Source organism: Candidatus Limnocylindrus sp., assembly GCF_040397235.1.
Lineage (GTDB): Bacteria > Chloroflexota > Limnocylindria > Limnocylindrales > Limnocylindraceae > Limnocylindrus.
Genome location: NZ_JBBAWH010000002.1, coordinates 246313 through 267400 on the forward strand (window position 1 = coordinate 246313; position 21088 = coordinate 267400).

Here is a 21088-nt window from a genome sequence, read left to right on the forward strand (position 1 = left end):
CTGCCCAGCCGGCACGCCCTCCAAGTCGCGGCGCTCCGCGGCGCCGATCACTCACGGTGTGACGAGCGGTCGAATCTGCTGCAGAACTCGATCGCTGATGATCCCTCGCGTGCGGAGATCGTCAACGATGAGGAACGGCGCCTCTTTGCGCGCCGCAATGATCTTCGCAGCCGTAACAGGGCCAATGCCCGGCAGCGTGTCGAGCTGCTCTGCGGTCGCGGTATTCAAATCAACTTTTCCACCAGTAGCGGTTGTCGCAACCGAGCCCGCTACGTCTGCTGCCGCGATGTCTCCAGGGGCGGCGTAGAGCGTTCCGCAGAGAATTCCCTGCACGCCGAGCAGAAAGCGGTCATCTCGCGATGGAATTCGTATCGCAGAGCCGTCTGTCAGCGGTGCGGCGAGGTTGAGGCAGATCTCGATGCGGAGCGGATCGATGCGCTCCCCCCACCCACCAGCGGCCGTAATGGCATCAATTAGCCGAGATCCGGCAGGGAGCGGGTAGACGCCAGGGATACGAACCGCACCACTGACCTCGACGCGAATTACAGCGCCCGCAATCAATTCCTGGGGGACCTCTAAAGATTCTGTCGGCGCTGGTTCAACCGTGTACTCCGGCTCAGCGGAGAAGCTGAGGATCAGGGCGACTGAGAGTACGGAACCAGCAATCAGGGCAGGCCATCGATATCGTTGCAGCACGAACGCATCGTGCGTTTCGAGAGGTATTCCGTACGTACCACGCCACTCTGGCGTGGAGCGGAACTAGATCTGCTTGAGCTTGGGCAGCACCTCTTCGGCGAAGCGGATCATCGACTCCTCATCGTGTGGGGTAGAGAAGCCGGCAATCAGGTGGCGGTAGCCGATCTTTAGGTACGGAGCGAGGTGTTCTACGATCTGGTCGACGGTGCCAACCGGCTGGTTCTCCCAGGCTGGTTCGATGCCGTTCGCGGCGAACTGCGACTTGTGGATGCGCAGGGCCTCGGCGGCATCGTTGCGAATCACCACGTTGCCAATGCCAATGGTGCGGTCGATCGTGCCGGGATCGCGGCCAATCGCCTCGCAGTGCTTCAGCAGCACCTCTTCCTTGTGGGCGACCTGCTCGGGGGTGCCGCTCACGTTGTTGGCGTCGCCGTACTTGGCCACGAGCTTCAGCGTGACCTGCTCACCACCACCGCCGATCAAGATCGGCAGGTGCTTCTGAATTGGGAGTGGCAGGTTGCGCACCGTCTTCGCCTTGTAGCGCGGGCCGGTGGCGGTCGGTTCGGTGCCGTCGAGCATGCCGCGCATGATTGGCAGGGCCTCGCCGAGCCAGCGGAGTCGCTCAGGGAAGCCATCACCAAAGTTCAGGCCGAAGTGCTCGTGCTCCTCTTCGAACCAGGCGGCGCCCACACCAAGGATGGCGCGGCCGTTGGAGATGTGGTCGAGGGTGGTGGCGAGCTTCGCCGTAAGGGTTGGCTCACGGAAGGTGTTCGCGCCGACCATCAGGCCGATGCGAATCTTCGAGGTGTTCTCGGCCCACGAGACAAGCGTCGACCAGCCCTCGAACATGGGGCCATTCGGGTTGCCAATGATCGGGTACATGTGGTCCCAGGTCCAAAGGGTGTCGAAGCCGACGCGATCGGCGGTAACGCCCATCGACTTGACCGACTTCCACTCGGTGAACTGTGGCCATACCAGCGCGCCAATCTTGACCTCACCCACGATGAACCCTCCTTAACCCCAGCGGCAGGCCGCCGCGTTGCGCCAAGGGTACTCCTCGGCAGCCCTCTCGCGTAGACTTGGCGGACTGTAAATCAGAGCCTCTGGTTCAGCCCGCTAGTTAGAGGTGCATCGTGGCCAAGGAAACCGTCGACGGAGAGACACAGCCAAAGAAGAAGAAGATGAGCAAGAAGCGCAAGTTCCTCATCGCCCTTGGCGTGATCGCCGGCCTGCTGGTTGGCGCCTGGGTCCTCGTTGTCACACCCGCTATCAACAAGCTCGCAACCGAGCAGCTCCAGGCCGCGGGCCTTGAGGGCGCGATCGTTGAGATCCGCGCCGATGGCGCGAAGATCACCCTTCCTACACTTCCGGCATCTATCGCTGGTGGCAGCTTGATGGCGACCAATCTTGTCTTTGAGTTCGGTGGCTTCGGTATTGACGACGTCAACACCCTGATGGCTGGTGCTGAGTCGGGTACGGTCGTTCTCCCTGAAGGGACACGCTTCACGATGACGGCCGACACCTTCTCCTCGTTTGCGGATCTAACCGTGATCGGCACCGATAAGACGGCTGCACTGACCGGAACGATCTCCAACGAGCTCGCCCAAGCACTCGAAGCGGCGATCAAGGATGGAAAGATCGAAGGGTCTGATGCGACTGCGGGGCTCCCAATGAGCGACATCGTCTTGACGCCTGGGGCCGACGGAACGGTGATGACTGCAACGATTGACGTTGCGGCGATGCTGGCGCTACTCGCGCAGTAGCGAGTGCGGCGCGGTTGCGCCGTTCGCTAGCCGACGATATTGACGAGGCGCCCGCCGGCGTGGATCACCTTCTTCGGCGCGCGCCCCTCAAGGGCGAGCTGCACCTTCGGTGAGGCGAGGGCGAGCGCTTCGATCTCGGCCTCGGTCGCGGTGGCGCTCACGGTGAGCTTGTCGCGCAGCTTGCCGTTCACCTGCACCGGGAGCTCGCGGGTGCTCTCGGTGAGCAGGCTGCTGTCGACGGTTGGCCAGGCGCACTGATGGATCGAGGTCCAGCGCGGGTCGCTGCCGCTCATGCCCGCGGCCGCCTGCACGCGGCTGTGCATCTCGTCGGCGAGGTGTGGCGCCATCGGGGCGATGCCGGCGAGCAGGTAGTGAATCGCCTCGTTCCACGCCGCGGTACCAGCAACAGGGCTGCCGCGATACGGGAAGAGCGCGTTGGCGAGCTCCATCAGCTTGGCAACGGCGGTGTTGAAGCGGAAGGCCTCAATGTCGGTGCCCACGCCGCCGAGCGCCTTGTGCGCGGCGCGACGAACGGCGGCTTCGCCGGCGGCCTGACCTTGGCCCGCGGGGAGAACGCCAGAGTTCGGATCACCCGGCTCCTTGCCGTGTGGGTCGAGGGCGAGTGTCCAGATGCGGCCAAGGAAGCGCACCATGCCGCTGATGCCGCTCGACGACCAGGCGCCACCCTGATCCCATGGGCCCATGAACATCAAGAAGAGGCGCACCGCATCGGCGCCGTGTCGGCTGACGAGTTCGTCGGGGTCTTGCACGTTGCCGCGCGACTTCGACATGCGCTCGCCGTCGGCGCCAAGGATCTGCCCCTGATTGAAGAGGCGCGTGAACGGCTCAGATTCGCCGATCAGCCCAAGGTCGCGCATCGCCTTGGTGAAGAAGCGCGAGTAGAGCAGGTGCATCACCGCATGTTCAGCACCACCGGTGTACTGATCGACTGGGCACCAGGTGTCAACGAGCTTGCGATCGACTGGGCCAAGTTCGTTCTTTGGCGCGAGGTAGCGATACCAGTACCACGACGAATCGACGAAGGTGTCCATCGTGTCGGTCTCGCGCTGGCCAGGGCCGCCGCACTTCGGGCAGGGCACATTGAGCCACGCGGTGGCAGTTTTCAGTGGCGACTCACCGGTCGCCTTGAAGTCGACGTCGTCAGGAAGCGTGACGGGGAGCTGCTCCACCGGCACGCCGACGGGGCCGCAGGCCTCGCAGTGAATGATTGGGATCGGCGTTCCCCAATAGCGCTGGCGGCTGATCAGCCAGTCGCGCAGGCGATAGGTGACCTTCTTCTCGCCCGTCTTGGTGCTGGTGAGATGGGCGATGGCCTTGGTGAGTGACTCTGGCCAAGCGGCGCCGTTCCAGGCGGGGCTGTTCACGGCGATGGCGGCACCCTCTGCTTTTTCCACGTACGGGAGCGGTACGTCGTTTGGTGTAGCGGCCAAGGCTGCAGGCGCCACCACCGGAACGATCGGCAGGCCGAACTGCTGGGCGAACTCGTAGTCGCGCTCGTCGTGCGCTGGCACCGCCATGATCGCACCCGTGCCGTATCCGGCGAGCACGTAGTCGGCGATCCACACAGGGATCTGTTCGCCGTTCACCGGGTTGATCGCGAACGCACCGGTCGCCACACCGCTCTTCTCTTTCGTAGTGGTGAGTCGATCAATCTCGGTCTTGCGCTTCGTTGCCTCGATGTAGGCGGTGACCGCGGCGCGCTGCTCTGGCGTGGTGATGGTGTCGACCAAATCATGTTCAGGTGCGAGCACCATGAAGGTTGCGCCGTAGAGCGTGTCGGGGCGCGTGGTGAAGACGCGCAGCTTCTCACCGCCGGCATGATGTGCCGCAGGTGCAACGGTGAAGTCGACCTCGGCACCTTCGGAGCGACCGATCCAATTTGTCTGCATCGTGCGAATCGGCTCTGGCCAACTCAGCCCCTCAAATGAGAGAAGTTCGTCGGCGTAGTCGGTGATCTTGAAGAACCACTGCGTCAGGTCGCGCTTGGTGACTTGGGTGGAGCAGCGCCAGCAGACGCGATCAACACCCTCTACCTGTTCGCGCGCGAGGGTGACTTGGCACGAGGGGCACCAGTCGACTGGCGCCTGCTTGCGATAGGCGACACCCTTCTCGTAGAACTTGAGGAAGATCCACTGGTTCCAGCGGAAGTAGATCGGGTCGCAGGTGACGACCTCGGCGTTCCAGTCGAATGAGGCGCCCATCATGCGGAACTGGAGGCGCATCTTCTCCATGTTGGCGACCGTCCATTCGCGCGGATGGATCTTGCGCTTGATGGCGGCGTTCTCGGCGGGGAGGCCGAAGGCATCAAAGCCGACCGGGTAGAAGACGTTGAAGCCCTGCATGCGCTTGTAGCGCGCGATGGCGTCGGTTGGGGTCTTTACATACCAGTGGCCAATGTGCAGGTCGCCCGACGGGTAGGGCCACATCGTGAGCAGGTAGTAGTGGGGCTTGCTCGTGTCGGTGAGGTCGGTGGTGTGGAGCCCAAGCTCTTCCCAGCGGCGCTGCCAGCGCGGCTCAATCTCGGTCGGGTTGTACCGCTCGAGTCGCTCGTCTTGCTCGGCCACGGGTGGGGCTCCTCTCCTTCCGAAGCGCGCCATTTGGCGGCTTGGTGGAGCTAAAGGGATTCGAACCCTTGACCTCTTGCATGCCATGCAAGCGCTCTACCAACTGAGCTATAGCCCCAAGGGGAGCGAGTGTATCAGCCACTCCCGCCTCAGCCTCGTGCGGTACCCCGCGTGGCGCCACGTGCGGCGAGGGGGAGAAGGGCGAGCGAGAGGGCGACGAGGGCGAGTCCGCCAGCGAACGGGGTCACCCCGATCACCGCGGTCGCGACGAGGCCACCCAGGATCGGCCCTGTCGAGATCCCGAGATCGAATGCGACGTTGAATGCACCGTTCGCGCGACCGCGCTCTTCAGGCGCACTAGCAATGGCGATGGCCCCAGCGGCCGCCGGGAAGATCAGCCCGTAGCCAATGCCGTAGAGCACCATCGCCACCAGGTCGATGGTCAGCGTGGGGCTCATGGCGAGCAGGGTGAGCGCACCAACCAGCGCGCCAAGTCCGATGAGTGAAATACCGAACGGCCCACGCTTATCCACGCGGGTGGAGATGCGGCTGAGCATCAGCACAATCGCGATCACACCGAAGATCGTAAAGAGGCCACCGCTCGCCCCCGCTGCGTATCGGAGTGCCGCCTCTTGCGTGCGTCCCTCTTCGAGCGCGCGCTGAATGAGTCCATCTTTAATGAAGCCGGTCACGGTACCTACCGCCGCTTCGAGTCCGAAGATTGCTAACAGGGCAACGCGCACGCGCGGCTCACTCAGAATGCGGCGCCATGCACCAACGGTTGGTCGCGTTGATGGTGTGACCACGAGCGTTTCGGGGAGCAGCGGAAGGACGCCGGCAAGGCCGATGGCGATGAAGGCGGCGACGCCGAGGAAGACGGCATTCACATCAAAGAGGTTAGAGACGAGTGCCGCCGATGCTGGACCAAAGACTGCAGCGATACCGATGAGCGCGCCGGCTCGGCCGAGTGTTCGCCCACGCTCACCAACAGGGGCGGCATCACCGAGGAGGGCGAAGAGCGCCGCGGCGAGCACACCACCAGAGGCCCCGTGAACGACACGCGCCAGCAGGAAGAGCGGCAACGAATCGGCGAGGGCGTAGATGGCGATGGCGACGGGGCTAATGATCAGCGCGGCAACGACGACGCGGCGTCGGCCGATGCGGTCGGCGAGGATGCCGCCGATCGGGTTGAAGGCGAGATTGGCGAGCGAGTAGGCGGCGATGGCGATGCCGACCAAGAGTGGGGTGCCACCGAGCTCCTGAGCACGCGGGCCAATCACTGGCAAAAGGGCGAAGTTGTCGATAAAGGCGAGGAAGATCGCTGCGTAGATCGCGGCACGGCTCCTTCTCGTCAGGGTTGGGGTGGTAGTCGTCATCGGTAAAGCATCCCACGCGCCGAGAGATGCCGCCTCCATGCGAAACTCTGCACCGTGAGCCCCCGACCGTATCGCCTGATTCGTAGCCCACGCGCACGACGCCTCACGTTGCGCATTGACCCAGAGCATGGCCTTGAGGCGGTGGTGCCAGAGCGGTACAGCGAGGCCCGCGCGCGGCGCGATGTCGAGGCGTTCATTGCCACGCGCCTCAAGTGGATTGACCGCTCCCTTGCCGAGGTGACCTCCCGCCGCACCGCGCTCGGCACCGATGGCCGTCTGGCAGTCGGCGGACTGATCCCGTATGCCGGGCGCCCCCATCACATCGTGGTCGGCGCTGGCGGGAGCATCACGGCGCTCAACGGTGAGATTCAGATCCCGGCAGCGATCGCTGGTGACCCTGAAGCGGTGCGCCGCCGACTCTTGAGCTGGCTGCGACGCCGCGCGCGCGCCATTGCCGAGCAGATGATCAGCGTCTACGCCGCAGAGATGCGCGTCACCCCCACGCGCCTGCGCATCGGCGATCAGTCAACGCGCTGGGGGAGCGCATCGGGTGATGGCACCATCTCGCTCTCGTGGCGTCTCGTGCTGGCGCCGCCATCGTGCTTCGAAGCGGTGGTCGTTCATGAGCTCGCCCACCTGCGCGCCAGCGGTCACGGGGCACGATTCCGAGCGGTGGTGGAGCGGCACCTTCCTGATGAGGCGGCGCGCATGCGCCAACTGCAGCGGCTCGCCCCGGCCTTGAGCGCGGTTCGCTAGCGAACCACTGGCGATGTAAAAGGGGCTGGTGGAGCTGAGGGGATTCGAACCCCTTACCTCGACAATGCGAATGTCGCGCTCTACCAATTGAGCTACAGCCCCAGCGGAGCGGCAGAATACCACGGCGACGGCTAACATCTAGGGGTGAACCCACTCCTTCTTGCCCTGATCTCCGCCGCCATGTGGGGCGTTACCGACCTCGTCACCAGCGTTGTTGGCCGGCGCATCGGCTCGCTTCGCGTGGTGGTGATCGCCGTTTCGACCTCGCTCGTACTGGCCGGCGCGGTGGCGATCGCGCGCGGCGCGCTTACGACGGACTACGACACGACAATTGTCGGCGCCACGCTGCTCCTGGGAGTTGCTGCAGGCATTGCCTACATCGGCGTCTTCACCGCATTTCGCCTCGGGCCACTGAGCGTCGTCTCCCCAACAATTTCAGCGTACGGCGCACTCGCCGCATTCCTTGCCGTGATCTTCCTGAACGAGCGTCTGACCCCGCCCCACATCGCTGGGGTCATCGCGGTCGGGATCGGCATCAGCCTGCTCGGACTGCAGACCACCGGCACCGGGCGCAGTCGACGCGCCACGCTGGCGAGCCCAGGTGTGGCCTTTGCGCTGGTTGGCCTCCTCTTCTTCGCGATCATCACCGTGCTGCTGACGATTCCAATCAAGGCGTACGGCTGGAGCACCGCCATCGCTCTCTCGCGCATCGGCAACCTCGTCACCGTCTGGCTGATCTTCTTTGTCCTCTACAAGTACCGCGCACGCCTGCCGAAGTGGGGGCGCCACGATCTGCTCGGCGAGGGGCAGCGACTCGATCGGATCGGATTTGCGCTTGCCACCCTTGTTGGGCTTGGCGACACCATCGCCTTCTTCATCTTTGCCGCGGCGCTCGAGCAGGGGCCAACCTGGGCGGTCTCCCTACTCAGCTCGCTCGGCCCAATCATCGTCGTGCTCGGCGGCCTCTTCGGCTATCGCGAGCGGCTGCGCCGCCCCCAGGTGCTTGGCCTCGGCGCCCTGGCCGCTGGGCTAGTGCTCGCCACCCTCCCGGCCTAGCCCCCTTGCGCAAGTAGAACGCCTGTTCTATTATGAGGCGTAGGCGAGGGCAGTATCCTCACGAGGTGTTGCCCCATCTCGGCCCTCGCCTAACTCACCCCCTCCGACACCGTGCGGTGCTCCTCGTTGCCCTCCCGCTGCTCTTGGCCGGCTGCTTCGGTTCGAGCGAGGCCACCCCCACCCCCAGCCAGGGAGCTACAACCGTCATTTCCACCGAATACGGGCGCGTCTGGGGGGCACTCCCCGCGGACTTCCCCCTGCTTGCGAGTGGCCACTCACTCGTGCGCCTCGACGTGCAGTCGAGCGGCGCGATCTGGAGCCAGATGGGGGTGAGCGAAGCGACCGCTGCGGCGATTGACGAGCTGCGTCGACTCGCATGGGATGTGCAGGAGCCGACCGGCACCGCAACCGCACGGCGCATCAACGCGACTCGAGATCAGGGGGCGTGCGTTCTCACCATTCTGGTTGAGCCGCTCGGCACGCGTACCTCGCTCGTCGTTTATCTTGGTGAGGGTTGTCCAAAGCCGTAGCGCGTTGAAGGAGGAGTGATGGCACCAAAGTTGAAGCGTCGCGAAATCGTCCTACCGATCCTGCTGGTGTTGGGACTCTTTGTGCTGACCTTTGCGCTGATCGCCGCGCAGGTTGTGGGGGCGAGCGCCTAGCGCTTCCCCTTACGTCGCTCCGCTTCCATGCGGCGACGATCGCGCTCTGTTGGCTGGTTCGGACTCATCGCGCGCAAGAAGCGCCCATACCAACCGGCAAACGCACCGGCCAAGACGCCGGCCGCAGCGACGCCGTAGATGTCGCCCAGCATTGCGCCAGGGTTTCCGATATTGGCCGTGATGCCATCGAGCAAACCCTTCACAGGGTTTCCCTCAGGGAACGAAGCCATGGCATCAGAGGTGCCCACAATTGCTGACGCCGCGTAGGTGATGATGCCGAAGAGTCCACCGATCAGCCATGCACCACGTCGCGTCAGCATGCCACCAAGGAAGGCGACAACAAACGCTGGCGGCAGCAGAATCGATTGCACTGCAAGCTGAGCAATGTTTGAGGCGAGCACTCCTGGCTGCAGAGCGATAACGGTGGTAACGACGACCAGCGCGAGCGGCAACACAAAGGCGCGGGTGCGGATCAGCGTTGGCAGGTAGGCGAGATCTGCGCGAATCGGTGCGCGGCCCGCCGATGAGCGGAGTGCTACGCGAAACCCGAGTCCGCCTGTAGCTGCTGGCGTTGGGACACCTGCGGCTGCAGCAACTGGGGCCTCCGGGGTGATGCCGAGAGCCTCTGCCTCAGCGCGCTCCCTGGCGGCCAGACGGTTGCGGCGACGCGCCTCTGCGCGGTCGCTGGCGTGATCTGCATTACTCATGTCTACATCTTAGACGCGCGCGGTACGCAGCGCGTGGGAGGCTTCGCCCCTCGCCTCCGTCCAACCCCGCGATGGAGATTCATATGGCGAGAGTCAGTCACCTTCACGCTGGAGTGCTCGGGATCGTGATCCTGGCGCTCACCCTCCTTCCACCGTCGCTCACACGCGCGGCCAGCACAGATGCACTGCTAATCAGCAGCATTGCCACAGGCGGCAGCTCTGCCTCCGACGAGTACGTGGTGATCGAGGCGGTGGGCGCGGGTGGTGCAAACATTGCCGACTACGAGCTGGTCTACGCCACGGCGAGCGGTGCGACTACGCGGCGCTTGATCAGCCTTGAAGGTGCCGCGCCACTCGCCGCTGGCGCACGGTTGCTGGCCGCCAATAGTCTCGGAGCATTTGCGCTCAACGCATTCGCGACGTGGAGTGAGGGGATCGCTGCAACTGGTGGCGCCGTGCGCCTTCGTGTGCGCGCCACCCCCACGCTGATCGCTGACGCCGTTGCGTGGGGGAGCGCCACGTCGAGCGCCGGCGGCTTCGGCACCCCAACGCCAGCGGCGTCATCAACAACGATGATCGAACGACGGCGCAGTGTAGATTTGGGGCTGATCAATACGCAGAACAACAGTGCCGACTTCGCCCTTGTGCCACTCGCGCCGCCCAGCCTCACGCCTGAGGTACCAGGAACGCCGCCGCCAACGCTGGAACCAATCCCGACTCTCACGGTCACTCCGTCACCCTCTAGCGCGCCTACGCCGACCGCCACGTCAACACCTCTCGTGCTAACCCCAACGGAGGTTCGCGCTGCGCCGCTGAATGGAACGATCACCATGCGCGGGACAGTTTCGGCGGCACCCGGCGAACTAGCCGAGGAGCGGCTCTATTGCGTAGAGGATGGGGCGACCGGGATCGGGGCGTTTGTCCTCGCCCAGAGTGGAGATACCGACCTCGCGCGCGGCGATGTGGTGACGATTACCGGAACGCTGCTCCTGCGGCGGCAGGCACTCACCCTGACCGCCACGGCAGCGGCGCAGGTCGATGGCTGGATTGAGCCGCGAGACGGAACCAGAGTCGGGCCGCCAACGCCTGGGCCGTGGGCATGGGAGCCCTGGGAGGGTCAGGTCATTCAGGTATCGGGGACCGTGAGTGGCGCTATGAAGGATCTCGCAGCGGGCGCTCGCAGCCTGACCCTCAGGCTGCCGGGGGGCGGGGAGCTCCTGGTTGGGCTGGGGTCGAGCCTCGTCGGTCAGGTACCGGCGGCTCTTCTGGTGCCCAAGTTAGAGATCACGGTGCGCGGGGTGCTGCACCAGCGCTCAGGCTCTGCAGGGGGTGGGTACCGACTCTGGGCCCTGGCGGTGGGTACGAGCCGCCCGCCAGCCCCTACAAGGGTTCCAACGAGCACAATTGCGGGTACCCCGCCCACTACTCCGCCCGTGGTCGTGCTGACGATGCCGGCTGGGGCCCCCTCGATCGCCATCCCAAGCGGGGCTCAGCCGTGGTGGGTCCAGCGGGTCTCCCAGACCCTCAACGTACGTGGCGGCAGCCTCGAGCTGACAGGCCCCGGCGGGGTCAGGTTGGTCGTGCTCCCGTTGTGCGAGGAGGCACAGGCTGTGCCAGGGGCGACTCGTGCGGGGGGGAGGGTTGACCGTGCGGGGCGTGCTGCTTATCCTCAATGACGGTGATCGTGCGAGGAGGCCGTTTGGCCTCCCTGCCGATCAGCGCTTGGTAACGCTACCAAGGAGGCACGTGCCCCGTTTTGGGGTCAAGGTAGATCGGAGCTCACGCTCCGGTTTGTGGAGGTACACACGATGGCCGAAGTTTATTGCGTTAAGTGCAAGGCAAAGCGCGAAGCTATTGACACGAAGAAGGTCACGATGAAGAACGGCAAGCCAGCACTCGAGGGCAAGTGCCCAGTGTGCGGCACCAAGGTCTTCAGGATCGGTGGCTGATTAACAACGCGCGATCGCCGCACGGCGATTGCATAGCGGCCAAGCGGCCCTCGACTGGGAGACCAGTCGGGGGCCGCGCCGCTTCTCGCGAGTTGTGAATAACTCGCCACACCACGCACGAAGTTATCCACAGTGAGCTCATCGTGAGCACGGAGGATTGATGACCGCCCCGTCCGCTGATGCGACCGTCCTCGCCCTCGATCTCGGCGGGACGCAGATTCGCGCAGCGGTCGTGCGCGCCGATGGTTCGCGCATCGGTCGTGCTGCAAGCGCAACTCCCGTGAGCAGCGGCCCCGCCGCCATCGTCGCTGCATGCATCAGCACGCTGCAGCAGGCACGAGATGCGGCACGTGTCGAAGACGCAGCCGCTACCGCGCGACTTGTTGGCATCGGTATCAGCGCACCTGGTCCGATTGATCCGTGGCGTGGGATCGCCGTTGAGCCACCCAACCTCGGACCCGACTTCCCAGGCACGGATCTCGCTGGGCCGATCAGCGCGGCGCTCAACCTCCCCACGCTCCTTGAGCACGACACGAAGGTGGCGATCCTCGGTGAGCGTGCGTTCGGAGCAGGGCGTGGCATTGATGATCTGCTCTACATCACGATCAGCACCGGTCTCGGTGGCGCGGTGATCAGCGGCGGTCGCCTCTACACCGGACCAGACGACACTGGGATCGAGATCGGCCATGCGCCGATCACGCTCGATGGACCGCGCTGCGCCTGCGGTGGCATCGGGCACCTTGAGGCGCATGCCTCAGGCGTTGCGCTCGCACGCACGGGGGGCGAGGCCGCTGCGAGCGGCGCAAGCCCGTGGCTCGCCGCCTGGCTCGCCGCGCATCCGAAGGGGCAGATCAGCGCCAAGGAGGTCTCCGAAGGGGCTGCCGCCGGGGATCGCGTTGCCCAAGGGCTGATCGATCATGCGCTCCTGGCGATCAGCCGGGCGGTCGCCGGGTTCGTCAATGTGTTCAATCCGAGCCGCATCATCATCGGCGGCTCGTTCGCCGAGGCGCACTGGAAGACGCTCCATTCGCGTATTCAGGGGGAGATCGGCGACAATAGCTTCAAGGTTCCAGGGCGGAGAGTTTCCGTACACCCCGCCGAGCTCGGTGGGGACGTGAGCCTGGCGGGCTGCCATCCAATGGTTGTCGGACGAATCGGCAATCCAGAGTGGGAGCGGGCCGTAGCGGTGAAATCGAAGGGGGACACTCGATGACCGTACGCGTAGGTATCAATGGCTTCGGCCGCATTGGGCGCCAGAGCCTGAAGGCGATCATTCAGCGCTCGCCTGAAGTTGAGGTGGTGGCGATCAACGACCTCGTTGATCCGAAGATGAACGCCCACCTCTTCAAGTACGACTCCACCTACGGCATCTACCCCGGTAGCGTCACCGCCGAAGAGTCCGAGCTCGTCATCGACGGCCGTCGCATCAAGGTGTTCGCGAGCAAGGATCCTGCGGCGCTGCCGTGGGGTGACCTCGGCGTCGACATCGTCGTTGAATCGACGGGACTCTTCACCAACGCCGAGAAGGCTGCCGCACACCTCAAGGCTGGTGCGAAGAGGGTGATCATCAGCGCCCCAGCGACGGGTGAAGATCTGACGATCGTGATGGGCGTGAACGAGAAGCAGTACGACCCAGCGAAGCACCGCATCATCTCGAATGCCAGCTGCACCACGAACTGCCTCGCCCCCGCGGCGAAAGTCATCTCTGATGGCTGGGGGATTGCGCGTGCGTTGATGACCACCATCCACAGCTACACCAATGACCAGCGCATCCTTGATGTTGCACACAGCGACCCGCGTCGCGCGCGTGCCGCAGCGCTCAATCTTGTGCCAGCGTCAACGGGCGCCGCGGCGGCAATCGCGCGCGTCATTCCAGAACTTGAAGGCCGCTTCGGCGGCTTCAGCATTCGCGTCCCAACCCCAACGGTGAGCATCGTGGACTTCACCGCAGAGCTGGAGCGATCGGCAAGCATCGAGGCGATCCACGCCGCATTCCGCGCCGCAGAGGCGGGGCCGATGGCGGGCATCCTCGGTGTCTCTGATGAGCCGCTTGTCTCATCGGACTACAGGGGCGACACCCGCTCGTCGATCATCGACACCCTCAGCACGATGATGGTCGGCGACAAGTTCGTGAAGATCGTCACCTGGTACGACAACGAGTGGGGCTACAGCTGCCGCGTTGCCGACCTGGTGCGCTACGTGGCGACGCATGCCTGAGCAGAAGGGGCTGTTCTCAAGGCTCCTCGGCGGTAGCGCCAAGCCAGCCCCGAAGCCCGCCCCTAAGCCGGCGGCGAAGCCGAAGAGCACACCGAAGCCCGCTGTGGCGAAGCCAGCCACCACCCTTCCCGCCAAGAGCACGAGTGGGGCACCGCCTCAGAAGCCGGCTGGGGCGATGCTCGCCTCAAGCCGCCCAGCGAATCGGCCGCAAGTAAAGCCAACGATCACGGGCTCCAACGGGCAGCCGCGCCCGACCGGCGCGCCACCAACGGCTCCGAGCCGACCGGCGAACCGCCCCAACGTTAAGGCCACGATCAAGGTGGGCGGAGCCTCGTCGACCGCGACGCAGGCACGGCCGGCCCCACGCCCAATTCCGCGCCCGGCAGCGCAGCAGACCGGCCCGCGCGTTATGGCACAAGAGCTCATCTCGGCGTCAGGGAAGCGCACGATTCGCGAGCTCAACATGCAGGGTCAGCGCGTGCTGCTGCGCGTCGATTTCAATGTGCCGCTCTCCGATGGGAAGATCGTTGACGACTCGCGCATTCGTGCGGCGGTGCCAACGATCAAGGCGCTCCTTGATGGCGGCGCATCGGTCGTGATCATGTCGCACCTTGGCCGACCTGACGGTCGCGTTGTTGATGGTTTACGTTTGCGACCCGCAGCAGAGCGACTCACCCAACTCGTTCGCGTCAGTGTGCCCACAACCGGTGATGCGCTTGGCGTTGGCACCGACGACGCCGTGCGTCGCTTGCGACCGGGGGAACTACTCCTACTTGAGAACGTCCGCTTCCACGCTGGTGAGGAGCGCAACGATCCAGCGTTTGCGGAGCGGCTCGCCTCATACGGCGATGTCTTCGTGAACGACGCATTCGGTGCGGCGCACCGCGCCCACGCCAGCACCGTCGGCGTCGCCGCCTACCTGCCGTCGTACGTTGGCCTGCTCATGGAGCAAGAGGTGGAAGCGCTCTCCAATCTTCTCGACAAGCCGGCGCGACCATTCGCCGCGATCGTTGGCGGTGGCAAGGTCTCGGGCAAGGTGGCCGTCCTTGAGGCGCTGATCAAGAAGGTTGACCTGCTGATCCTTGGCGGTGGTGTTGCGAATACCTTCCTTGTGGCCTCTGGCCGAAGTGTGGGGAAGAGCCTCTACGAGTCGAAGATGGTCGACGATGCGCGACGCATTATGAAGTTGGCACAGGACCGCGGCGTACGCGTCCTTCTTCCAGTTGATGGCGTGGTGGCAAAAGAGGTCACGCGCGGCACCGAGTTCAAGGTGGTCTCCGCCGACAAGCTCCCAGCGAGCTGGCACATGGTTGACCTTGGACCAAACTCCATTGCTGCGATTCGCGAGGCGCTCGTGCCAATCAAGACCATCTTGTGGAACGGACCACTCGGCGTCTTCGAGATCCCATCGTTTGCGGTGGCCACCCGCGAGCTCGCCAAGGTTGCCGCTGAGAAGGCGGATGCCGGCGCGACTGTGGTGGTTGGCGGTGGCGACAGCATCGCCGCCCTGCGACAGCTCGGCCTCGCCGATAAGATGACGCACCTCTCCACCGGTGGCGGCGCCTCACTCGAGTTCCTTGAGGGGCGTGACCTGCCAGGCCTCGCCGTGGTGCCAACCGCCGGCTCACCCTACGAGACGCTGCCAATCGTCTACGTATCGCTCGTGAAGCCAGGGAGCAAGGTGGCAGCGAAGCGTGCAACAGCAAAGCCAAAGGCGATCATCAAGCCATCAGCGCTTGACGACGAGGACGACGAGAGCGACACCCTGGCATGAGCGACCGCATCGCCGCGATCCACGCGCGCGAGATTCTCGACTCGCGTGGCAACCCGACCGTTGAGGTGGACGTAACGCTCACTGGTGGCGCGCGCGGTCGCGCCGCTGTTCCATCGGGCGCCTCTACCGGCGCACACGAGGCGGTCGAGCTTCGCGATGGCGATAAGCGCCGATTTGGCGGCAAGGGGGTCCTTGGCGCCGTCGCCGCCGTGAACGGCGAGATCGCGCAGGCGCTCAACGGCACCTCGGTCAACGACCAACGCGCCCTTGATGGCGCACTGATCACCCTCGACGGCACGCCTGCCAAGGGTCGACTCGGCGCGAACGCCATCCTCGGTGTCTCACTCGCCGCCGCCCACGCGCGCGCCGCGCTGCACGGCCACGAGCTCTGGTACGAACTCGGCGGCGACGCCGCAGTGAAGCTCCCTGTGCCGCTGCTCAACATCCTTAATGGCGGCAAGCATGCCGAGCACTCCACCGACTTCCAGGAGTTCATGGTGGTTCCTGTCGGCGCCGCCACCTATCACGAGGCACTGCGTGCCGGCACCGAGGTCTTCGCCGCACTCCGCAAGATCCTGCACGATCGCGGCCTTGCAACGGGTCAGGGAGACGAGGGTGGATTCGCGCCGAGCTTGCCATCGAATGAGGCGGCGCTCGATGCGCTGATGGCGGCGATTGAGGCGGCCGGGTATCGCCCTGGCGAAGAGATCGCCATTGCGATTGATGCCGCCGCAACAGAGCTCCTGCAGCCGAACGGCCACTACAAGCTCGAGCGCGAGGGGCGCACCCTGGAGAGCGGTGCGCTCGTTGATCTCTGGGCGAGCTGGGCGTCGAAGTATCCGATCATTAGCATCGAAGATGGCCTTGCCGAAGATGACTGGAACGGCTGGGAGGCGCTGACCGCGCGCATCGGCGGCAAGGTACAGATCGTGGGCGACGACCTGCTCGCGACAAACACCCACCGCATTGAGCGCGCCATTGATGCGGGCGCTGCCAACGCGCTCCTGGTGAAGCCGAACCAGATCGGCACCCTGACCGAAACCCTCGATGCGATTACCCTGGCACGCGGCGCCGGCTGGGCAAGCATCTTGAGCCACCGCTCCGGCGAGACAGAGGACACCACCATCGCCGACCTTGCCGTGGCCACGAACGCGGGACAGATCAAGACCGGTGCACCTTCACGTTCGGAGCGCGTTGCCAAACTGAACCGACTCTTGCGCATTGAAGAGCAGCTCGGCGCACGAGCGATCTATGCGGGCCGTAGCGCCTTCTCGCACGTGACCCACGCATGAGCCGCTTTGTGGACCGCGGCGCAACCGTCGCCGCCTTCGTCGGCATCGGCATGGCGCTCACCGTTGCGGTGAGCTTCTTGATGGTGATCCCGATCGATCCCGCCTACATTGTCTTCGCACCGCTCTCTGGGCTCCTCATCGGCTGGTACGGGAATCAGCGGGCCGGTCAGCTGCGTGGTCGCCCCGGTCGCATCTTTGCGAATGCTGGGTGGAGTGGTGCAATCACCGCCGTGACCTTTGCTGCGCTCTTCCTTGCGGTGAAGCTCTTCTTCTTCTCGCTTGATCCTGGCTACCGCGACGAGAAGCAGGGCGGCTCGTTCACCTGCAAGGCGGGTCCCGAATGCGTCTACGTGCGCTATCAGGGTGCCGATGGCGGTGAGGCTGCGCTCACCGAGGCGGAAGTCACCGACGTGGCCTCATTCACCGAATGGTATTGGGATGGCCAGATGGGGACGGCGCGATTGCTGATTGGCGGCACGACACTCGCCGCACTATTAGGTGGGCTCTTCTACTGGCCGAGCGCACCGCGCGTGAAGCGCGAGGAGCCCGTCGCCTAATCGTCGTCCCGCCACACTGCGCGATGCGCAGCGGGCGGTCGATCGATTCGTTCGCTTAGGCCTTTCGCGCCGCCTTCTTGGCAGCAGGCTTCTTGGCAGCAGGCTTCTTGGCAGCAGGCTTCTTGGCAGCAGGCTTTGCAGCAGCTGCCTCAGCCTTTGGTGCAGCAACCTTCTTCGGTGCCGACTTCTTCTTGTTCACGACCTTCGGCATCACGCCGCCGGCGGCGGCCGCCCGGGCAGCCTTCTTGGCGAGGCGCGACTTGCGTCGGGCCGCAGCGTTCTTGTGGATGGCACCGTGCTTCGCAGCGCGGTCAAGGGCGCTCGACGCCTTGTTGACGGCGGCGGCGGTGTCGCCCTGGGTCTGACCGGTAATGATCTCGAGCGCCTTCGCCACGAGGCTCTTGGCGACGGTTCGCTGTGGCTGCTGCACCGCGTTGCGGCGGGCAGAGGCGCGAACCTCTTTTAGCGACTGTGGCGTTCGTGCACCCTTGTACGTACGTGGGGTCTTTCCCATTGGTCACTCCATCAGCTTCTGGGGCTCGGTTGAGCCTTCGGGCGATCGTAGCAGAGGCTCCGCTACGCTCCGCTCCTAGCGCCCTTCGGCGGCGCTGGCGAGAGCGTGCGATCCTTAGGCCATGAGCACCATCCCGCAGTCTCGGCTGCGCAACTTCAGCATCATCGCGCACATCGACCATGGGAAGTCGACCCTGGCCGACCGCCTGCTCGAGGCGACCCACACGGTGGAGGCCCGGCTGATGACCTCGCAGATGCTTGACTCCATGGACCTGGAGCGCGAGAAGGGGATCACCATCAAGGCGCGCGCGGTGCGCCTGGACTACGTGGCGAACGATGGCCTCACCTACGGACTCAACCTGATTGACACCCCTGGCCACGTTGACTTCGCCTACGAGGTCTCACGAAGCCTGCAGGCCTGCGACGGCGCAATCCTGGTTGTTGATGCCAGCCAGGGGATCGAGGCGCAGACGCTGGCCAACGTGCACCTGGCGATGAAGCTCGGCCTGGTGATCATTCCGGTGCTCAACAAGATCGATCTCCCCGCCGCCGACCCAGAGGCGGTGATGGGCGAGCTCGAAGAGTCACTCGCCATTCCACGGGAAGAGGTGATTCTCGCCTCAGCGAAGGCGGGGATCGGCATCGCTGAAATTCTTGAGGCGCTCGTCGCGCGCATCCCCGCGCCGAGCGGACCACTCGATGCGCCGCTGCGCGCACTCGTCTTCGACTCCCACTACGACACCTACAAGGGGGTGGTGAACTACATCCGCGTGCAAGAGGGGCGACTCAAGGCGGGCGATCCAATTCAGATGATTGGCTCTGGTGTCACCTGTGTTCCAGTTGAGCTCGGCTACTTCCGGCCGCAACACGTGCCGGTGCAGGAGCTGGTCGCCGGCGAGGTCGGCTACATCGCCACGGGTCTCAAGAGCGTGCGCGACGCGCGCGTTGGCGACACGGTGACATCGCAGACCACACCGGCCGCTGAGCCACTCCCTGGTTACCAGGTTGCGCTGCCGCTCGTCTTCGCCGGACTGTATCCGCTGGGTGGCGAGGATTACCCGGCGCTGCGCGAAGCACTTGAGAAGTTGCACCTCAACGACGCCAGCTTCACCTTTGAGGCGGAGTCATCGGCCGCCCTCGGCTTCGGCTTCCGCTGCGGCTTCCTCGGCCTCCTGCACATGGAGATCGTGCAGGAGCGACTCGAGCGCGAGTTCAACCTGCAGCTGATCGCCTCGGCCCCCTCCTGCAAGTACCAGGTGATGCTCAACGGCGGCAAGGGGGAGATGCTAATTAACAACCCCGCCCAGCTGCCGAGCCCGAACCATATCGACGAGATTCGCGAGCCCTGGGTGGCCGCCTCGGTCGTAACGCCATCGACCTACATCGGCACGATTATGGAGCTCTCCACCGACAAGCGCGGCATCTTTGATGGAATGGAGTATCTCGATGAGAAGCGCGTGGTGATGCGCTTCCAGATTCCACTCGCCGAATTGATCGTTGACTACTTTGATCAACTCAAGAGCCGCACGCAGGGATACGCCTCACTCGATTACGTCGAATCCGAGTATCGCGTTGCACCACTGGTGAAGCTCGACATTCTGGTGAATGGCGAACCGGTCGACGCGCTCAGCACCATCATCCATCGCGACCGCGCGCAGAGTGCCGGCCGCAACCTCGCCGCAAAGCTGAAAGAGCTCATTCCGCGCCAGATGTTTGAGGTGCCGATCCAGGCGGCGATCGGCGGCTCCGTTATTGCGCGCGAAACCGTGAAGGCGATCCGCAAGAACGTGCTCGCGAAGTGCTACGGCGGTGACATCACACGGAAGAAGAAGCTGCTTGAGAAGCAGAAAGAGGGCAAGGAGCGCATGAAGCGCGTCGGCTCCGTTGAGATTCCGCAGGAGGCCTTCCTCGCCGTCTTGCGCACCGACGCGGATTAACGTGACGCTGGGCGCGCAGCCTGCGCCTCCGCGCGGACTCTATCTGCATGTGCCCTTCTGTCGTTCGCTCTGCCCCTACTGTGACTTTGTCGTCGTCGCGGGTGCTGCGGCGTTCGGTCCGCGCTCGCGCATGAGCGGCTATCTCACCGCGATCGAGCGCGAGATCGATCTGCGCGCGAAGCTAGCCGACACGCAGTTCGGCAGCCTCGGTTCGGCAGATCGTCAGCCGCTCGAGACCCTCTACCTCGGCGGCGGCACCCCATCGCTACTCCCTACCGACCGACTCGCCGCCCTGATCGAGCGCATTCGCGACCGTTTCGGACTAACCCCCGACGCCGAGGTGACCCTCGAGGCGAACCCCGGCGCAGATGAGCGGGGTGATCTGGCTGGCGTGGTGCAGGCTGGCGTCACCCGGCTCAGCGTTGGCGTGCAGGTGATGGATACGACCGCCCTCCGCTCCCTCGGTCGACGCCACACCCCGGACGACGTGGTGGCGACGATCGCCGCCGCCCGTGCGGCAGGGTTCGCCAGCCTCTCCATGGACCTCCTCGCCGACCTTCCCGACCTACCCTTTGACGCCTGGGCGGCGAGCCTCGACGCGGCGATCGCCCTCGCCCCCGACCACCTCAGCGTCTACGCCCTCACCCTCAGCCTCGGCCCTGATGAGGCTGGCGACGATCGTCTCGCGACCCCAGCTGGTGCCGTCGCCTGGCGGGAGCGCGCCGCCGCGGCGCAAGACGAAGAGCGCGGCGCGCTAGAGCTCGAGCATCTCAACAGCCGCCTTCCCGCCGCCGGGTACGACTGGTACGAGATCAGTAACTGGGCAACGGCTGGACATGGATCTCGCCACAACACCCTCTACTGGGAGCGCTCCAGCGTTGCCGCCGTTGGGCCAGGCGCCCACGCCTTCGACGGCGTCACGCGCCGCTGGAACTCCGCCAACCTCGACGCCTGGGAGGGGGCGCTCCAGCAGGGCGAACTTCCACCAGGGGGCGAATCGCCTGCCGAGAGCGGCGCGGCAGGTGCCGCAGAGGGCCTGGTTCTTGCGTTGCGCATGGCGCGCGGTGTTACTCGCGATCAGGCGATGAGCAGTGGGTTCAGTGAGGCCATCACCTGGGGTGAAACGCACGGTCTGCTCGCCCCACATCCCGAGGATCCCACACGCATTCAGTTGACGCTACGCGGCCGACTGCTGAGCAACGAACTCTTCTCGCGAATCGTGTAGCGAGCGTCGCGCGTTTGCGCGAC

Annotated in this window: 18 protein-coding genes, 2 tRNA genes and 1 pseudogene; 13 read left to right on the forward strand and 8 right to left on the reverse strand. The window is 64.9% G+C overall.

The features are described 5' to 3' along the window. Positions 1-51: 51 nt before the first annotated feature. Positions 52-696 (reverse strand): ComEA family DNA-binding protein, encoded by a 645-nt coding sequence (locus AC3LB0_RS02885; RefSeq protein WP_488649661.1) that lies wholly within the window; start codon positions 694-696, stop codon positions 52-54. Positions 697-759: 63 nt separating this feature from the next. After that, positions 760-1698, reverse strand: a complete 939-nt coding sequence (locus AC3LB0_RS02890; RefSeq protein ID WP_488649662.1) for an LLM class flavin-dependent oxidoreductase — start codon at positions 1696-1698, stop codon at positions 760-762. Positions 1699-1829: 131 nt separating this feature from the next. Here AC3LB0_RS02890 and AC3LB0_RS02895 point away from each other — a divergent pair, with 131 nt between their 5' ends. After that, positions 1830-2459, forward strand: a complete 630-nt coding sequence (locus AC3LB0_RS02895) for a hypothetical protein (RefSeq protein ID WP_488649663.1) — start codon at positions 1830-1832, stop codon at positions 2457-2459. 26 nt (positions 2460-2485) lie between these two features. On the opposite strand, the gene leuS is transcribed toward AC3LB0_RS02895, so the two are convergent. From leuS to AC3LB0_RS02910, 3 genes are all read right to left on the reverse strand, one after another. After that, positions 2486-5044: a leucine--tRNA ligase gene (gene leuS / locus AC3LB0_RS02900; protein ID WP_488649664.1), complete on the reverse strand. Its 2559-nt coding sequence runs from the start codon at positions 5042-5044 to the stop codon at positions 2486-2488. Between the two features lie 42 nt (positions 5045-5086). Continuing rightward, positions 5087-5162 (reverse strand) — tRNA-Ala (locus AC3LB0_RS02905). Positions 5163-5193: 31 nt separating this feature from the next. Continuing rightward, positions 5194-6420: an MFS transporter gene (locus AC3LB0_RS02910; RefSeq protein ID WP_488649665.1), complete on the reverse strand. Its 1227-nt coding sequence runs from the start codon at positions 6418-6420 to the stop codon at positions 5194-5196. Positions 6421-6474: 54 nt separating this feature from the next. Between AC3LB0_RS02910 and AC3LB0_RS02915 the strand changes: the two genes are divergently transcribed. After that, the gene (locus AC3LB0_RS02915) at positions 6475-7176 is read left to right on the forward strand and encodes a M48 family metallopeptidase (RefSeq protein WP_488649666.1); all 702 of its coding nucleotides are present in this window, start codon (positions 6475-6477) and stop codon (positions 7174-7176) included. A 26-nt stretch (positions 7177-7202) separates the two neighbouring features. Here AC3LB0_RS02915 and AC3LB0_RS02920 read toward each other — a convergent pair. After that, positions 7203-7278: transfer RNA gene (locus tag AC3LB0_RS02920), tRNA-Ala, on the reverse strand. Positions 7279-7320: 42 nt separating this feature from the next. Between AC3LB0_RS02920 and AC3LB0_RS02925 the strand changes: the two genes are divergently transcribed. Together AC3LB0_RS02925 and AC3LB0_RS02930 are read left to right on the forward strand one after the other, a co-directional pair. Beyond that, on the forward strand, positions 7321-8232 hold the full coding sequence (locus AC3LB0_RS02925; protein ID WP_488649667.1) for a DMT family transporter: 912 nt from the start codon (positions 7321-7323) through the stop codon (positions 8230-8232). A 65-nt stretch (positions 8233-8297) separates the two neighbouring features. Then, entirely contained in the window at positions 8298-8762 is a 465-nt protein-coding gene (locus tag AC3LB0_RS02930; protein ID WP_488649668.1) for a hypothetical protein, read from the forward strand. Positions 8763-8890: 128 nt separating this feature from the next. Here the strand turns inward: AC3LB0_RS02930 and AC3LB0_RS02935 are convergent, their stop codons facing one another. After that, a complete protein-coding gene (locus AC3LB0_RS02935; protein WP_488649669.1) occupies positions 8891-9601 on the reverse strand; it encodes a hypothetical protein in 711 nt (236 codons plus the stop codon). An 83-nt stretch (positions 9602-9684) separates the two neighbouring features. Here AC3LB0_RS02935 and AC3LB0_RS02940 point away from each other — a divergent pair, with 83 nt between their 5' ends. The 7 genes and pseudogenes from AC3LB0_RS02940 to AC3LB0_RS02970 all read left to right on the forward strand — a co-directional run bounded on the left by AC3LB0_RS02940 (position 9685) and on the right by AC3LB0_RS02970 (position 17390). Further along, entirely contained in the window at positions 9685-11277 is a 1593-nt protein-coding gene (locus AC3LB0_RS02940; RefSeq protein WP_488649670.1) for a hypothetical protein, read from the forward strand. Between the two features lie 132 nt (positions 11278-11409). Then, positions 11410-11550 (forward strand): DUF5679 domain-containing protein, encoded by a 141-nt coding sequence (locus AC3LB0_RS02945; protein WP_488649671.1) that lies wholly within the window; start codon positions 11410-11412, stop codon positions 11548-11550. Between the two features lie 160 nt (positions 11551-11710). After that, positions 11711-12763, forward strand: coding sequence for an ROK family protein (locus AC3LB0_RS02950; RefSeq protein ID WP_488649672.1), 1053 nt, complete (start codon positions 11711-11713; stop codon positions 12761-12763). Further along, the gene (gene gap, locus AC3LB0_RS02955; RefSeq protein WP_488649673.1) at positions 12760-13767 is read left to right on the forward strand and encodes a type I glyceraldehyde-3-phosphate dehydrogenase; all 1008 of its coding nucleotides are present in this window, start codon (positions 12760-12762) and stop codon (positions 13765-13767) included. Before AC3LB0_RS02950 ends, gap begins: the two co-directional genes overlap by 4 nt. Positions 13768-14176: 409 nt before the next feature. Beyond that, a pseudogene (locus tag AC3LB0_RS02960) lies at positions 14177-15379 on the forward strand (phosphoglycerate kinase); the annotation flags it as partial. A 158-nt stretch (positions 15380-15537) separates the two neighbouring features. Further along, positions 15538-16833: a phosphopyruvate hydratase gene (gene eno, locus AC3LB0_RS02965; RefSeq protein WP_488649674.1), complete on the forward strand. Its 1296-nt coding sequence runs from the start codon at positions 15538-15540 to the stop codon at positions 16831-16833. Then, the gene (locus AC3LB0_RS02970; protein ID WP_488649675.1) at positions 16830-17390 is read left to right on the forward strand and encodes a hypothetical protein; all 561 of its coding nucleotides are present in this window, start codon (positions 16830-16832) and stop codon (positions 17388-17390) included. Before eno ends, AC3LB0_RS02970 begins: the two co-directional genes overlap by 4 nt. A 55-nt stretch (positions 17391-17445) precedes the next feature. Here AC3LB0_RS02970 and rpsT read toward each other — a convergent pair whose 3' ends face one another. Then, on the reverse strand, positions 17446-17904 hold the full coding sequence (gene rpsT / locus AC3LB0_RS02975) for a 30S ribosomal protein S20 (protein WP_488649676.1): 459 nt from the start codon (positions 17902-17904) through the stop codon (positions 17446-17448). 121 nt (positions 17905-18025) lie between these two features. On the opposite strand from rpsT, the gene lepA reads away from it, so the two are divergent. Together lepA and AC3LB0_RS02985 are read left to right on the forward strand one after the other, a co-directional pair. Next, complete coding sequence (gene lepA / locus AC3LB0_RS02980; protein ID WP_488649677.1) at positions 18026-19840, forward strand: translation elongation factor 4; 1815 nt, start codon at positions 18026-18028, stop codon at positions 19838-19840. Positions 19841-19889: 49 nt separating this feature from the next. Continuing rightward, positions 19890-21065: a coproporphyrinogen-III oxidase family protein gene (locus AC3LB0_RS02985; protein WP_488649730.1), complete on the forward strand. Its 1176-nt coding sequence runs from the start codon at positions 19890-19892 to the stop codon at positions 21063-21065. The last annotated feature ends 23 nt before the right edge of the window (positions 21066-21088 follow it).